12 protein-coding genes and 2 tRNA genes are annotated in these 14,697 nt (G+C 67.7%); 10 read left to right on the forward strand and 4 right to left on the reverse strand.

All coding sequences use genetic code 11. The annotated features are described in order from the left end of the window. The first annotated feature begins 53 nt into the window (after positions 1–53). Entirely contained in the window at positions 54–824 is a 771-nt protein-coding gene (locus IW248_RS26030) for a CPBP family intramembrane glutamic endopeptidase (protein WP_196929047.1), read from the forward strand. A gap of 67 nt (positions 825–891) precedes the next feature. Here the strand turns inward: IW248_RS26030 and IW248_RS33260 are convergent, their stop codons facing one another. Further along, a complete protein-coding gene (locus IW248_RS33260; protein WP_231396444.1) occupies positions 892–1,089 on the reverse strand; it encodes a hypothetical protein in 198 nt (65 codons plus the stop codon). A 468-nt stretch (positions 1,090–1,557) separates the two neighbouring features. Between IW248_RS33260 and IW248_RS26040 the strand changes: the two genes are divergently transcribed. Further along, positions 1,558–1,905 (forward strand): hypothetical protein, encoded by a 348-nt coding sequence (locus tag IW248_RS26040; RefSeq protein WP_196929048.1) that lies wholly within the window; start codon positions 1,558–1,560, stop codon positions 1,903–1,905. 110 nt (positions 1,906–2,015) lie between these two features. On the opposite strand, the gene IW248_RS26045 is transcribed toward IW248_RS26040, so the two are convergent. Next, positions 2,016–3,278 (reverse strand): hypothetical protein, encoded by a 1,263-nt coding sequence (locus IW248_RS26045; RefSeq protein WP_231396445.1) that lies wholly within the window; start codon positions 3,276–3,278, stop codon positions 2,016–2,018. 263 nt (positions 3,279–3,541) lie between these two features. On the opposite strand from IW248_RS26045, the gene IW248_RS26050 reads away from it, so the two are divergent. Further along, positions 3,542–3,632, forward strand: a tRNA-Ser gene (locus tag IW248_RS26050). A gap of 35 nt (positions 3,633–3,667) precedes the next feature. After that, positions 3,668–3,740 (forward strand) — tRNA-Arg (locus IW248_RS26055). A gap of 333 nt (positions 3,741–4,073) precedes the next feature. Here the strand turns inward: IW248_RS26055 and IW248_RS33915 are convergent. Beyond that, positions 4,074–4,355 carry a helix-turn-helix domain-containing protein gene (locus tag IW248_RS33915; RefSeq protein WP_196929049.1) on the reverse strand — a complete coding sequence of 94 codons (282 nt, stop codon included), beginning with the start codon at positions 4,353–4,355 and terminating at the stop codon, positions 4,074–4,076. 98 nt (positions 4,356–4,453) lie between these two features. On the opposite strand from IW248_RS33915, the gene IW248_RS26065 reads away from it, so the two are divergent. The 5 genes from IW248_RS26065 (at position 4,454) to IW248_RS26085 (ending at position 13,096) form a co-directional block, all read left to right on the forward strand. Continuing rightward, complete coding sequence (locus tag IW248_RS26065) at positions 4,454–5,422, forward strand: AAA family ATPase (protein WP_196929050.1); 969 nt, start codon at positions 4,454–4,456, stop codon at positions 5,420–5,422. Positions 5,423–5,435: 13 nt separating this feature from the next. Continuing rightward, positions 5,436–7,946, forward strand: a complete 2,511-nt coding sequence (locus tag IW248_RS26070; RefSeq protein WP_196929052.1) for a S8 family peptidase — start codon at positions 5,436–5,438, stop codon at positions 7,944–7,946. Positions 7,947–8,971: 1,025 nt separating this feature from the next. After that, the gene (locus IW248_RS26075; protein ID WP_196929053.1) at positions 8,972–11,074 is read left to right on the forward strand and encodes a heavy metal translocating P-type ATPase; all 2,103 of its coding nucleotides are present in this window, start codon (positions 8,972–8,974) and stop codon (positions 11,072–11,074) included. Between the two features lie 251 nt (positions 11,075–11,325). Next, positions 11,326–12,258: a GNAT family N-acetyltransferase gene (locus IW248_RS33785; RefSeq protein WP_307788237.1), complete on the forward strand. Its 933-nt coding sequence runs from the start codon at positions 11,326–11,328 to the stop codon at positions 12,256–12,258. Positions 12,259–12,562: 304 nt separating this feature from the next. Continuing rightward, positions 12,563–13,096: a hypothetical protein gene (locus IW248_RS26085; protein WP_196929054.1), complete on the forward strand. Its 534-nt coding sequence runs from the start codon at positions 12,563–12,565 to the stop codon at positions 13,094–13,096. 30 nt (positions 13,097–13,126) lie between these two features. Here the strand turns inward: IW248_RS26085 and IW248_RS26090 are convergent, their stop codons facing one another. Continuing rightward, entirely contained in the window at positions 13,127–13,912 is a 786-nt protein-coding gene (locus IW248_RS26090; protein WP_196929055.1) for a glucose 1-dehydrogenase, read from the reverse strand. A 121-nt stretch (positions 13,913–14,033) separates the two neighbouring features. On the opposite strand from IW248_RS26090, the gene IW248_RS26095 reads away from it, so the two are divergent. After that, a complete protein-coding gene (locus tag IW248_RS26095; RefSeq protein WP_196929056.1) occupies positions 14,034–14,654 on the forward strand; it encodes a TetR/AcrR family transcriptional regulator in 621 nt (206 codons plus the stop codon). Positions 14,655–14,697 lie beyond the last annotated feature (43 nt).

A 14,697-nucleotide genomic window follows, 5' to 3' on the forward strand; every position in this document is an offset into this window, starting at 1 on the left:
ATGCTGGCCGGTCGGTCATGTCACCGGCACCCCACGTCGGGCAGAGTGGTGCGGTGACCGTTGAGCTGACCCGCCCGGTGTCCCGCCGACTGCTGGGCACCGAGACGCTGCTGGTCCTCGGCCTCTCCCTCGGCCAGTCCGCGATCTACGCGATGGTGTCGATCATCGCGAAGTTGACCGCAGACGGTCCGCTCTCCAAGCAGACCGCCTCGCTGAACACCTCGGCGTCGGCCCGCCCCTGGCTGGACCTCACCTACCAGTTGCTCGGCATCGTGTTCGCGCTGCTGCCAGTGCTGCTCGCCGTACACCTGCTCAGCCGTGACCCCGGCGACCCGGGGCGGACCCTCGGCCTGGACGCCCGGCGGCCCGGCCAGGACCTGGCGCGCGGAGCCGGCCTGGCGGCGCTGATCGGGCTACCCGGGCTGGCGCTGTTCTGGGTGGCGGCCCACCTGGGCCTCAACGCCACGCTGGTGCCGGCCGCGCTGCCGCCGGTCTGGTGGGCGGTCCCGGTGCTGATCCTCGCCGCCGTGCAGAACGCCGTGCTGGAAGAGGTGATCGTGGTCGGCTACCTGGTCACCCGGCTGCGCCAACTCCAGTGGCGGCTGGCCGCGATCATCGCGGCCAGCGCGCTGCTCCGCGGCTCGTACCACCTCTACCAGGGCTTCGGCGCGTTCGTCGGCAACGCGATCATGGGCGTCGTGTTCAGCCTCTTCTACCTGCGCACCCGGCGGGTGATGCCGCTGGTCATCGCGCACACAGTGCTCGACGTGTTCGCCTTCGTCGGCTACGCGCTGCTGCCCCGGGAGTGGTTCGACTGGCTGTGACTGGTCAACGCCGGGCGGCGGCGGAAAGCGGGAGTACCGAATCCGGGTAGGCAGAAAACGGCGGGATTCAGCAGACGCGCGTCCGCCAACTCACCTTCGTCACGGTCATGGGAACGTAGAAGAATCCGTCACCAGGAGGAGCACAGTCAGTGCCGGTGAGAGTCATTCCCTGGGTGGTGAACGACCAGCTGATCTCGGCGTTCCGGTTCGTGTAGTTGTAGTAGTTGAAACCCGTGATGTTGCCGCTCCACTCCGTGGTGGTCACCAGGGACGGAGTCGCCGTAGGAACCCCGTTCGGGTGATCCCAGTGGGGCCAGACGCAGAATGTGCCCGGCTGGCAGTTCCCGGGCGGGTAGACGCCCGCCCCCGACTGGGGTGCCGCCGAGGCAGGAGGGGCAACAGCCAGCACACCTGCGATGACCCCGGCGATGGCGAAGGGTTTCAACAGCACGGCTACCTACTTCCATTGATGGGTATGAATTAACTCACGCTACCGCGGGAAATTTGCACCGTCAAGGACCTGCGGCCGCCGGCCGATTCGGCCACCTCCGAACGCCCCCGCGACTCGGGTAGCAGGCGACCAGCTCGCAGCCAGCTCTGCGTTCGGGCCGCTCAGCGACAGCGGTCAGCGGCGGGTTGCTTGACACGGGGAACATAATCGATGCAAGTAAATCTATCCCTGGGCTGAACGAGCTCCGGTCCCGTCCCTGAACACCGTTAGGAAGGGAAGCTCATGCGCAGATTTACCAGCCGAATCGCTGCGGGTCTCGCCGCCGCCTTGATCGCCACACTGGCCGTGACGATACCGGCGTCGCCCGCAGCCGCTGTCGAGACGCTCAAGGTTCCCGACACCGGCCTCGTCTTCTACCAGGCATACACGCAGATCATCGTGGGCAGGCAGGCCACGCCCGACGGTATCTGCCGCCCGGTCCCGGCCGAGGCGATCTGGGCGATCGGCTGGAACGGCTTCGGTTCCGTCTCTGGCTACCGGACCTCCGACTGCACCGGCGCTGCGTCCGAGCTCAACAACTTCCACAGCTGGCCGTACGAGGGCTACTACCTCTCCTACCGGGCCGGTTGACCAGCGTTCCCGGTGGTCGATCGCTGACGGCCACCGGGAAAGCACCGATCCGGAACTGCCCGGATCACCCCGCGCGGAGAGTTGAGTCCGGTAATGGTGGCGGCGGCCGATTAAGCGGGCCGCCGGTCGGGTCGGTAGACGGCCACCGTTCGGGCCGCGAGCCGGTCCGCCGCCGCCGCGTCACCCAACGCCGCCGCGAGCACCGCCGCACCCGGCAGCAACCGGGCCACCAGCCGCAACGCCACCCAACCGCCGGCCTGCGCCGTGAGTGGCGCGGCCAACCGCCACGCCGCCTCTGCCGCGCGCGGCCACGCCCCCTCGACCGGGTCACCCGCCGTCTCGGCGGCGGCCAGGGCCGCCGCCGCGCTCGCCCGATCCGGGTGCACCTGTGTCAGCACCAGCAGGTCGACGACCCGGTCGGGATGCGTCGGATCCTTGCCGTACGCCGCAGCCAGGTGCAGCACCAACTCCGAGTGCGTCCACAGCACAGCCGCCAACTCGGCCAACGGCGCGAAGAAGCCCGCCAACGCGGCGGTCGCCCCACCCGCACCCGCCGAGCGGACGAACCGCCGGGTCGCCAACCGGGCCAGGCCGTCCGCGGAGGCGTCCGGATACCGGGTGCGCAACCCCGCGGCCCACCCGGCCGCGCCGGGCCCCAGCGCCCGCACCGCGGCCAGAGCCAACAGCTCCGGCGCGAAGCCCGGGTGGTCGAGCACGCGCGCGGCGATCGCGCGCAGCTCCGATTCCGGGGTACGCCCCAGAGCCGGCTCAACCTGCCGCACGGCAGGTGTCGTCTGGTTCGTGTCGCGTGCTGTCTGCTGCGCGGCGGCTGTCGTCTGTTGCGCGGCGGCTGTCGGCTGCTGGTCGGCAGGTGTCGTCTGCTGGGCGGCCACGGGTTCGGGGATGGGCTTGGCGCTCTTGCGTGGGGTGGCCGCGCGCTTGGTGATCTTCGCGGCTTTGACCGGGGTCGCTGGTGTGGTGGCGCTTGCCTCTTCGGTGGTGCTCGCGGCTGTCGTTTTTGCGGCTTTGGTGGTTTTTGCGGCGGGCCTGCGTGGTGTCGGCGTGGCCGGGGTCACCTCGGCAGGCGTCTCGACTGCCTTTCGGGGGGCAGCCTTGCGAACAGGGGCGGTCCGGGCCTTCGGCGGTGTCGATGCGATGCCTGACACGGGGGCCGGTTGGTCGCCGTTCGGCTTTTCGAGCTGCTCCGCGCTCGCGTCGGCGGTCAGCTCGGCCGGTGCGGGCCGGGGCTGTCGGGGCAGGGGGCGGTCCGGCTCCGGAGGCTGGAACAGCACCGCCGGGGCAGCCTTGGCCCGTCGAGGACGCTGGCTCGCCGGGGCGGCTGCCGGCGTCGCCGCCGACTCTGCGGGCTCCACCGGCTCGGTTAGCTCCTCGGCGACGGTCGGCGGCCGGAAGGTGGCCCGTGGAGAGCGCCCACGCGCTCGTTCAGCAGGCTCTCGACGGGTCGACTCGCTGGGCGGCTGCTCCTGCATATCGATGGAGCGTAGTCCCGATCACGCCGTCGCACAGCGGGGAATCACCGGAGCGGGCGGGTCCTGGTGGCCGTACCCCGGAAGTCGTTTTGCCCCCGGTGGGTGACGACCTGTATCCTCGGGCGCGGTGGTCTGAGGATCACCAGGGAGACTTCGCCTAGTCTGGTCTATGGCGCCGCACTGCTAATGCGGTTGGGGTCTTAAAGCCCCTCCCGGGTTCGAATCCCGGAGTCTCCGCGCGAAAGCCGGGTGTGTAGACTGGCTGAGCACAAGCGCCCGTAGCTCAATGGATAGAGCATCTGACTACGGATCAGAAGGTTAGGGGTTCGAGTCCCTTCGGGCGCACAGGGTTTGACCTGCTAAAACGCCTCTCAGGCGATCGAGAATGATCGACCTGGGGGGCGTTTCTCGTGCCCCCCAGGGGGTCACGCGAGCCGTCGGAACTCACCTGATCCTTGCGGAGTGTCATCAGAGGCTTCCCCTGCTGTGTTGGTTGTCCGCATTCCCTCGTTCAGGTGCGAGGCTCGATTGCTACGGCACGCGAACCGCTCCCGCGCGACGAACTTGAGGTGTGGGCGAACGGGACAATCCCCGCGTCAGGACCCGGTGCGTCGCGGTCGGGCGCTCATGCTCGTCCTCACTTTGCCCCCTCTTCTCGATCCGGGCACGGCAGGGTCCCTACGCGCCGAGTTGACCGATTGAGGGCGAGTCGTGCGACCAGGAAAGTTCACGAAGCTCTATGCCTAGAGCGTTGGCGAGGGACACCATTGTGAAATAGCCGGGCTCGATCACCCTCCCCGACTCGATCTTTCTCAGGGTTGAGACAGCGACCTGGGCGCGTCCTGCGAGCTGCTCCTGGGTCAGCCCTCGCTCTGTGCGCAGCGTTCGCAGCCGGGTGGCGAGTATCTCGGCTTGATCCCGGAATCGGCTGTCTTCGCGTCGAGCGCGCCCTGCTGGCACACGTCAGATCGTAGTGGTAAATTTTGACCGGTCCAACTTTATCGCTACAGATGATCGAGCCACTTGGGTAAGTTGAGGTTGGTGGAAGGGGGCGGTCTGTGACGGCGTCAGGCGAGCACATCAAGGCGCTCGTGCGCAATCACGCCGCCGGTGATGATGCCGCCTTCTACGCTGTCGCCCTTCAGGTCGCGGCAAAGGCGGCCCGCCAGGGCCACGGAACGCTGGCTAACGAGCTCAAGCGGGTAATCGAAGGCGCTCGGAGCCAGCCGGTCGCAAGCAAGGTCACAGCTATCGCCCGCCCGCGCGGGGACCTGGCCGATCTGGTTACAGCGGCATTCCCGAACGTGTCTCTCCGCGACCTGGTCGGTCCGCCGCAGTTGAAGGACGCTATCGCTCGCGTGCTTCATGAACAACGGCAACGGCAGGCTCTCTCGGAGCACGGGTTCGCACCGGCCCATCGACTCCTACTGGAGGGGCCCCCAGGCACGGGCAAGACAATGACTGCAGCGGTGATCGCTCACGAGCTAGCTCTGCCACTGTTGACGATCCGCCTGGATAGCCTGCTCAGCAAGTACCTTGGCGAGACGGCGAGCAAGCTGCGCGCAGTGTTCGACGCTGCGGCGTCCCAGCGGGCGGTCTACTTGTTCGATGAGTTTGACGCCCTTGGCGGCCATCGAAGCGGCAATGACGTCGGAGAAGCTCGCCGAATTCTGAACTCGTTTTTGATCTTCCTTGAGCAGGCTAACGCCGAAAGCATTGTCGTGGCTGCTACGAACCATCGGTCGATCCTTGACCATGCGCTGTTCCGTCGCTTCGATGTTGCGATCAGATACGAGCTGCCGGACGGCGCGCAGGCATCGGAGGTCATGAAGACCCGGCTTGGGCCGATGGGGCGGGGCATTAGATGGGCGGCGGTCCAAGCCCAGGCATCCGGGCTGAGTCATGCCGAGTTGGTCAAGGCCGCCGAAACTGCCGCGAAGCAGGCCATCCTGCGCGGCGAAAAGCAGGTCACGGTCGCTGACCTAACCGAGGCATTGCAGGAACGCCGAGCGGCGGGCAGTGAGTAGCCCGGCCCGGCCGTTGGCGCATCTGACCGTCACTGGTCGCGCCGAGGACCGTAGCTTCAACCGCAGTGGCGGGGGCAACCCGCGAATCCGGGATGTGGAACGGCGAGCCCATGGGACCAAGCTGCGCGGAGACCTCGAACGCTCCCTGCATCAAGCAGATGTTGAACGCGCCGCGGTAGCCGACGACCTCACGCTGGAGGAACTCAAGGCGCTCGGCATCATCCTGGTGCTCGATGCAGCGGATCCGGCTTTCCCACTGAAGCTGGACTCGCTCGAGCGTATGTCGTCCCATCGCGTGAAGCGTCCGCAGTGGCTGCTGTTGGCTGTCAACCCGGCCATCGGAGATCGGCCCGAAAGCGCCGTGGTCTGGGTGAGTGATGCGTACCGCGGGACCTTCCTGAAGATCTTCGAGGATTTTCTTGAGCGGAACACACCCACCGGGGAGCCGCAGAAGCGTGCGCTTGTCGCGAACATCGCCTCGATCCGGCGGGCTGTGCTCCTCGACCTCTGGCAGTCCGCCGATGACCCGCCGACAGGGCTGGCCTGGTGGGAGATCTGGCTGACCCGGACTGACACCGGAGTGGAACTCCTCCGCGCGTTCGCAGCTGCGAACCGTTTCCGGATGTCTCAGCGGCGCATGGACCTCGTTGACCGCACGGTGGTCTGGCTACAGGCCCGCTGGGACGACCTGCACGCTTTGCCGTTCACCGCTGTCCCCGTCGCCGAAATCCGGCGCCCTGAATTCGTCGACACGGTCGAGGACTACTCCCGGGATGACCAGGACGAGCTGACAACAGACCTGGTGGAACGCACCAAGTTCGCCCCGGCCGGGGTGCCCGTCGTGTGTCACCTCGACAGCGGTGCGCGTCGTTCCCACGTGCTGCTGTCAGAGTCGATCGACCCCAGCGACGTGCATTCGGTGGTCGGCGACAGCGGCGAGGACCGGCGGGGTCATGGCACCTTGATGGCTGGGCTCGCTCTCTACGGTCCTCTCGACCATCTGCTGTGGGGAAAAGGGCTGGTTACGCTGACGCATCGGCTTGAGTCGGTCAAGATGTTGCCCGACGAGCCGGCCACGAACGACCCAGCGGCTTATGGATTGATCACGGCGCAGGCGGCAGCGGCTGCGGAGGCCTCAGCACCGGGCCGACAACGTGCCTTTTGCATGCCGATTACTGCACCACCTGAGGCGCGAGCCGGCGAGCCTTCGCTGTGGTCGGCGGCGATCGATGCGCTGAGCATCGGCACCGACATCGGTCAGTCCGACTCGGGGATTGCGCTCCTCGGTCAGCCCGATTTCAGCGCCGCCCGCTTGTTCCTGATCTCGGCTGGCAACGTGCGTGACCGGCCGCGGGGGCTTGACCACCGAGAACTGTGCGATATATCGGAGATTGAGGACCCGGCGCATGCTTGGAACGCGCTCACCGTGGGCGCATACACCGACCTGACCGCGCCTCCGACGGACCCAACCTTCGACAACTGGACGGCGCTCGCCAGCGAAGGCGAACTCTCCCCGCATAGCCGCACGTCGGTGTCCTTCGCCAGCCGGGCCTGGCCGATCAAACCGGACATCTGTATGGAAGGTGGCAACGTCCTCAGTGACGGCGTCGACTTTCACGACGGACATCCGCTCGTGTGTGTCCGTACCACCTCAGCCCGGGACGACCTCGCCCTCGCCTCAGCGAACGCCACGAGTGCCGCTACGGCGCAAGCGGCCCGACTCGCGGCGAAGGCCATGGCGGCATATCCGTCCTACTGGCCGGAGACTATTCGAGGGCTGCTGGTCCATGCGGCCGAGTGGACGCCGGCAATGAAAGCCGATGTGCAGGGCGCAACAACGAAGGCTGTCCGGCAGACGATGCTGCGCCGCTACGGTTGGGGCGTACCGACCGAAAATTCGGTCCTCGCCTCCAACACCAACGCTGTCACCCTCGTGACCCAGGACGAATTCGTTCCGTTCGACGGCCGAGACCACGCTGCCCGACGCTTTCGGCTGCACCGGCTGCCCTGGCCGGCTGAGACGCTTCGCGAACTCGCCGAGGCAACCGTCCAACTCCGCGTCACCTTGTCCTACTTCATCGAACCGACTGCATCCCGACGAGGCTGGCGCCGGCGCTACGCCTATGCCTCACACGGCTTAAGGTTCGAGCTGAATGCACCCCTTGAGCCCGTCGACGCCTTCGTCGCGCGCATCAATCGCGAAGCGCAGGACGAGGAAGCAGGCGCCCGCCCACCCAGCGGATCGGAACGCTGGCTTGTCGGGGGTAACCAGCGCAACCTTGGCTCACTCCACCAAGACATCTGGGAAGGATATGGCGCAGCTCTCGCCGACTGCAGCCTCATCGCCGTACATCCGGTCGGAGGCTGGTGGAAGAACAACAAACGCGGCGACCGAGCGAACCTACCCCTGCGCTACAGCCTCATCGTCTCGCTTCGCACAGCCACGCAGGACGTCGACCTGTATTCACCGATCGCCGTACAACTCACCGTGCCAGTCGTAGCCGAAATCGAGGGGCTTAGCTGATCCTCGGCGGGCGGGGTGTCTCGTACCCTCAGGGGGACGTCCGCCGCTGACGCTGGTCGACGGTAACGAAGAGCGACCAGAGGTAGCCTTTAGTGAGGATCCGCCCAGGCGACGGCTCGGCTCGGTCGGATCCATACCGGGCGGGATGCTCCACCGGATGATGAAGACCTCGGCGGGCAGGTGGCGAGACCGCAGCGCAGGCGTGCGGCAGGTATCCGTCTGATGGCAGAGCGAGTGGTGATCGGGCAACGCGCATCCCGCCGACGGCATGTGGGTGGCCAAGGAAGCCGACCGCCGCGGCGCCAACCCGTCGGTGGTGATCGAGGACCTGGCGAGTCAAACACGCCGAGCGGCGGATAGCCCGCCAGCAGATCAAGATGCGGGCGCCGGACCGCAGGAACCGTGCCCCCCGGGGGGCACCTTGGGGGACGGAACTGCGGTCTGGCGTCACGTTCCGTCGACAATGCAACATAGTGAATCCGGGCAAACTGACATAAGTGCAGGTCAGGGTCACCCTCCACTTCTGGCTACGGATCAGAAGGTTAGGGGTTCGAGTCCCTTCGGGCGCACAGACAGCCCTCTGCCAGGCATAACAGCCGGCAGGGGGCTTCTTCTTGTCTAGCCAGGACTGTGAACACCTTCTTACTCTCCGTGCATGGCCAAGATCAACTCGCTCCACCTCAACGCCTACGAGCGTGACCTCAAGATCCGCATCTTCCATGCCCTGGAGACGCGGAGCGCTAGTGCCTGGGGGCGATACCGGGCTCTCCGGGCCTTCTGCAACTGGGCCGTCCGGGCGCGAGGCTGGCGGCGACGTATAGACCGTGTCGCACCGACGCTCTTGGTCGGCGATCACGTCTGGCGCGATGCCGGCCGCTGCTCCTTTGGTGGCGAAGTCGCCAACTGCGCTCCCCTGTCCCGCGTCGCTGACAAATGCTGGCCTGGCGTGGGTGACGTGCGGAACATCGACACACCTGGACCGATATACCCCCCGGGGGTATCTTGAGGGTGAGGAGGCGATGAGGATGTCGCACGAGGACGAGCACCACCGGATGCGGACCCTGGGTGAGACCGTGGACCGGCACGGCGGCCATGGCGGGCATGACAAGCACGCCGGGCACGACCCGGAGATGTTCCGTCGCAAGTTCTGGCTAAGTCTGGTCTTGACGGTGCCGATCGTGGTGACCAGTCCCATGGTGATGGACTGGTTCGGCTATCGGCTGGACTTTCCGGGTGTCGACTGGGTGGGCCCGGTGCTGGGCACGGTGGTGTTCGTCTACGGCGGGTGGCCGTTCCTGCAAGGCGCGGTGCGGGAGGTCCGTGACCGGGCGCCGGGGATGATGCTGCTGATCGCGATGGCCATCACCGTCGCGTACGTGGCCTCGGCGGCGACCGCGTTGGGCGCGTTCGACCTGGACTTCTGGTGGGAGCTGGCGGCTCTGGTCACCATCATGCTGCTCGGGCACTGGCAGGAGATGAAGGCCATCGGGCAGGCCCAGGGCGCCCTGTCGGCCCTGGCCGCGCTGCTGCCCGACGACGCCGAACGCCTCGACGGTGACGGTCAGCCCGAACGAGTGCGGGTCAACGACCTGCACGTCGGCGATGTGGTCCTGGTGCGCCCCGGTGGGCGGGTGCCGGCCGACGGGCGTATCACCGACGGCCGCGCGGAGCTGGACGAGTCGATGATCACCGGCGAGTCCCGGCCGGTCGGCCGCGAGCGCGGCGACCGGGTGGTGGCTGGCACGGTGGCCACCGACGCGGCCATCCGGGTGCGCGTCGAAGCTGCTGGCGAGGACACCGCGCTGGCCGGCATCCAACGCCTGGTCGCGCAGGCCCAGCAGTCCAGCGGCAGGGCGCAGGTCCTCGCTGACCGGTTCGCGGCCTGGCTGTTCTACATCGCCACCGTCACCGCCGCCGCGACGCTGCTGATCTGGACACTGATCGGCAACCTCGACGAGGCCGTCGTCCGCACCGTCACGGTGCTGGTGATCGCCTGCCCGCACGCGCTGGGCCTGGCCATCCCGCTGGTGATCGCCCTGTCGACCGCTGTGGCCGCGAAGGGCGGCATCCTGGTCAAGGACCGTCTGGCCCTGGAGCGGATGCGCAGCATCGACACGGTGCTGTTCGACAAGACCGGCACCCTGACCCGCGGCGAGCACGTCGTCGCCGGTGTCGCCGCCACCGCCGGCGTCAGCGAGACCGACGTACTGGCCGTCGCGGCGGCGGTGGAGGCCGACAGCGAACACCCCCTCGCACGGGCCATCGTCACCGCCGCCGCCCAGCAGGGCACCCGACGTACCGCGACCGGTTTCCGGTCGCTGACCGGTCGCGGGGTGCGCGCCGACGTCGACGGCATCAGTTACGCCGTCGGCGGACCGGCTCTGTTGCGCGAACTCGACGCCACGGCGCCCGGCGACCTCGACGAGCACCGGGCCGAGTGGTCCCGGCGGGGAGCGGCGGTACTGCACCTGCTGCGGCTCGACGGCGAGCAGGCACGCGTCATCGGCGCCCTCGCCCTCGAAGACCAGATCCGCCCCGAGGCGCGCCAAGCCATCGCCGACCTACGTCAGCAGGGCATCCGCAAGATCGTAATGATCACCGGGGACGCGCGGCCGGTGGCCGAGGCGGTCGCCGCCGACCTGGGCTTCCGGCCTGGTGAGGACGAGGTGTTCGCCGAGGTGCTGCCCGCCGACAAGGACGAGGCGGTCGGCGAGCTGCAACGCCGGGGCCTGCGGGTGGCGATGGTCGGTGACGGCGTGAACGACGCTCCCGCGCTGGCCCGCGCCGACGTCGGCATCGCCATCGGCGCCGGCACCGACGTCGCGATCGAATCCGCGGGCGTCGTGCTCGCCTCCTCCGACCCGCGCGGGGTCACCGGAGTCATCCGGCTCTCGCGCGCCTCCTACCGCAAGATGATCCAAAATCTGGCCTGGGCCGCCGGCTACAACGTCGTCGCCCTGCCCTTGGCTGCCGGGGCTCTGGCCTGGGCCGGAGTGAGCCTGAGCCCTGCGGTCGCCGCGGTGCTGATGTCCGCCTCCACCATCGTGGTCGCGCTCAACGCCCAACTGCTGCGCCGTGTGCAGCTACGCCACCCGGACGATTCGGGCCTGGCCGCGGTGAACGGCTGACCGGCCGATGCCTCGTACTGCCGGCCGACGTCGGGCGGTCGCTGACACGCGGCCGAGGTTCCCTCCTGAGGCTAGCGACGTCGACAATCAGGACCGACAACTTCCAGAAGCGCAAGAAGTACGACCGGAGTTCCGTGAGGGAGCCGGTCCGAATCGTCGAGGAGGCGGGGGCGCATCAGCTCGAACACAGCGGTACGACCGATGGACAGCGCCTCCGCAGCCTCGGTGCTGGGCTTCGCTAGCCTCAGCACGTGATCTCCTACCGCGCTACCGCCCCCGCGGACCTCGACCGCGTGACCCCGTGGATCGTGACCGAGCCCGTTGGGTGGATCCCCGCCGACCGTTACCTGGCCGAACTGGCCGAGGACATGTACCGGCCGGAATGGACATGGATCGCCGAGCACGACGGCCAGGTCGTGGGACGGGCATTGTGGTGGGGGCCGAAGGGCAGCCCGCATCCGGTCGCGCTCGACTGCCTCGACGTGGATCCAGCAGTGGGCGACCGTGCCGCCGTCGCCGCCGAGCTCATCAGGGCCGCGCTGGCCGGGTTCCCGGAGCCGGTGGAGTACATGATCAAGGTCACCGGTGGCTGGCGTGACGATCCGGTCATCTTGGAGGCCGTGCAGTGGCGGCGGGCGGCGGCGCATGCGGCGGGCCTCACCCGCGAGGTGGAGCGGCTGCAGTTCGAGTGGGCACCCGCCGACGGGGTGCCCCCCGCGGCCGGCAGGCTGCGGTTCACCGAGGCCTCCGACGAGGAGTTCCTCGCGGTGTTCAGGAGAATCGCCGAGGGCAGCCTGGATGCCCAGACCCGTGCGAGCCTGGCCGCCAAGGGTGTGGACGCGACCGCGCGCGAGGAGATGGACTTCTATCTCGGGGCGCCGGGCAAGCGGGAGTGGTGGCGGATCGCCTACACGCGCGAGGGTGAGGTGGCGGGCATGGCGATTCCCTCCGCGACTCCGTACAACGTGAACGTCGGCTATCTCGGGGTGGTGCCGGAGTTCCGCGGGCGCGGTTACGTGGACGAGGTGCTCGCCGAGATCACCCGCCTTCACGCGACCAACGGGGAGTCGCGCATCACCGCCACCACCGACATGGGCAACGCGCCCATGGCGGCCGCTTTCGGTCGCGCCGGATACCGCAACACGGAGATCCGGATCAACCTTTCCAACGACGTCCAGCCCTAGTACCACCGTTGCCGGATTTGACGAGGTGGGTGATCCGGCAGGTCAGTTCGGGAACGGCCCGTTCGTCGTAGCAAGGTGGCGCGAACGGGTGCGCGTCTGGGCCAGGTCCGCACTCGTCCTGCCAGACGGTCAGGGCCCGCGATGCGGTGCCGTGCTCGGCGCAGATCCGCGACACCGTCTCCGCGTCTCGGCGGCCTGCTTGGTGTACGACGGCGACAACGCTCCCCCGCTACGTGAAATGTCCGACTAGGTTCACTGGTGGTGCACCGCTTGAGGTTGGTGAGCCGTAAGGAGCTTGATCGAGATGCGGGAAGTCAACGAGGAGTTCCTGGTCGGCCTCGCAGAAATCGCAGCCACGCTTTTCGGCACGTTTCTCGTGGGCGTGTTCTTTTATCTGGACTCAGGGCAGCGTCGCGCTCGCCAGTCCGGGGCTGACCGGTACGTGCGCTCGGGGGTGCGGGGCGTTTTCCTGTTGACCGGGCTGCCGCTCGTCGTGCCACTGGCGCTCGCCAATCTTGATCCGATCTGGGGTACGCTGGCGTTCGTTGTGCTCGGCGCCCTGCTGGTCGCTGCGTCTGCCGATTCCTTATTTCGAATTCTACGGAGCCGCAGCTCGCGCTTGTCGATCGCGCTCGCGGTAAATGAGGCCGTGTCGAGCGTAGCTGTGCTCTTTATCATCGCAACACCCTGGGTCCTCGGCGGGTGGCTCCCGCCGCCATCCGCGTTTGTCCCTTCGCTGGTGCTAGCGCTTGGAAGCGCATTCCTCAGCACAGTTGCGCTCGTCATGACTCTTTTCGATCCGCCGCCGAGCGAGTTCGTTTCCGAAGTAGTGAAATGAGCTCCAGTGCCCGCCGTATGGGGTCAATGATCAGGCGACGCCGATCGGCAGCGCCGGGCCCAGCAGCAAGCCGCCGTCGAGCACCAGTTCGGTCCCGGTCGCGAACGACGCCTCCGGCGACGTGAGGTAGAGCAGCGCCGCGCTGATGTCGGCAGGGTCGCCCAGGCGCGGAATCGCGAACGGCTCCGGGTCGTAGAAGTCCGAGATCGGCCGCTCGCCGGGTGCGGCCGGCTCGTGGATCAGTTTGGTCGAGACGACCCCGGGGTGGATGGCGTTCACCCGGATGTTGTCCCGGCCCAGCTCGAGCGCGGCGCTCAGCGTCAAGCCCCGGATCGCCCACTTGCTCGCGACATATGAGGCGTAGAGGGCAGTGCCGCCGTACCCCATCGTCGAGCCGATGTTCACGATCACGCCACCGCCGGCCCGCCGCATCGCCGGGGTGACGGTCTTGATGCCGAGGAACTGCCCGGTCACGTTGATCGCGAGGGTGCGGTCCCAGAGGGCCACGTCGGTGGACTCGATCGTGGTGGCGGGATTCTGGACGCCCGCGTTGTTCACCAGGATCGTCACCCTGCCGAAGGTCCGCTCTGCCGCGGCGACGGCGGCCGCCCAGTCGTCCTCGTGGGCGACGTCCAGCCGGACCGCGAGGGCGCGTTCGCCCAGTTCCGCGGCCAGTTCCGTGGCCTTGCTCAGGCCTCCCGCCGTGCTGCCGATGACGACCTTCGCGCCCTCGGCGTGGTACGCCCGGACGTGGCTCTCGCCGAGTCCTCCGGTGCCGCCGGTGATCAGGGCGGTCTGGTTGGTGAAGCGTGGCATGGCGCGTCCTTTGAAGAGGGGGTCCTTGGTGAGCTGACCGACTCACCTCGCCATCGAAGACTACGGGCCAGGGTAGAGGTGGGTCAAGTGACTCACCTCGCCACCGGGCATACTGGAGCCCATGAGCACCGAACCCTCGGCGTACCACCGGCGTGTGGCCGAAGAGAAGCGCGCGGCCATCCTCAAGGCCGCCACCGGCCTGTTTCTGGCCTCCGGCTACGACGGAACCTCGCTCGCCAAGATCGCCGAAGTAGCCGGGGTTTCGAAGGCCACCCTCTTCAAGCAGTTCCCGACGAAGGGCGCGCTCTTCGACGCGATCGTGACCGAGTCATGGCAGGTCGAGGACTCCGGTGGCCCGGAGCCGTCGGTCGAGGATCTGAAGACCGGCTTGACCACGATCGGTCACCGGTACGTGGAACTGCTCACCCGCCCTGGGATGACCGCGCTGTTCCGCATCGTCATCGCGGAACTGCCCCGTTTTCCCGAGCTCGGGGAAGCTCAATTCAGCCAGGGAAAAATGCCCTACTTCGAGTCGGTCAGCCGTTATCTGGCCGCCGCGCACAGCGCCGGATCCGCGAAGGTCGACGCCCCCGACCTCGCCGCCACTCAGTTCCTCGGAATGATCTCCAACTTCGTCTTCTGGCCCACGCTTCTGCTCCCCGACTGGGCACCCGGGCAGTCCGCGATCGAGCAGGCTGTGGATGAGGCAGTGAGAACGATGAGCGCCCGGTACGGGATCTGACCGGGCCGTTCCGCCTGATAGGCGATGACCACGCGGGACGCAC

Origin of the sequence: Micromonospora ureilytica (assembly GCF_015751765.1) — a bacterium.
GTDB classification, from domain to species: domain Bacteria; phylum Actinomycetota; class Actinomycetes; order Mycobacteriales; family Micromonosporaceae; genus Micromonospora; species Micromonospora ureilytica.

Excerpts from the sequence above, each read along its gene's own strand:
- IW248_RS26085 (WP_196929054.1), top strand. The coding sequence starts at position 12,563 with ATGCGGGAAGTCAACGAGGAGTTCCTGGTCGGCCTCGCAGAAATCGCA.
- IW248_RS26090 (WP_196929055.1), bottom strand. The coding sequence starts at position 13,912 with ATGCCACGCTTCACCAACCAGACCGCCCTGATCACCGGCGGCACCGGA.
- IW248_RS26075 (WP_196929053.1), top strand. The coding sequence starts at position 8,972 with ATGTCGCACGAGGACGAGCACCACCGGATGCGGACCCTGGGTGAGACC.
- IW248_RS26095 (WP_196929056.1), top strand. The coding sequence starts at position 14,034 with ATGAGCACCGAACCCTCGGCGTACCACCGGCGTGTGGCCGAAGAGAAG.
- IW248_RS26040 (WP_196929048.1), top strand. The coding sequence starts at position 1,558 with ATGCGCAGATTTACCAGCCGAATCGCTGCGGGTCTCGCCGCCGCCTTG.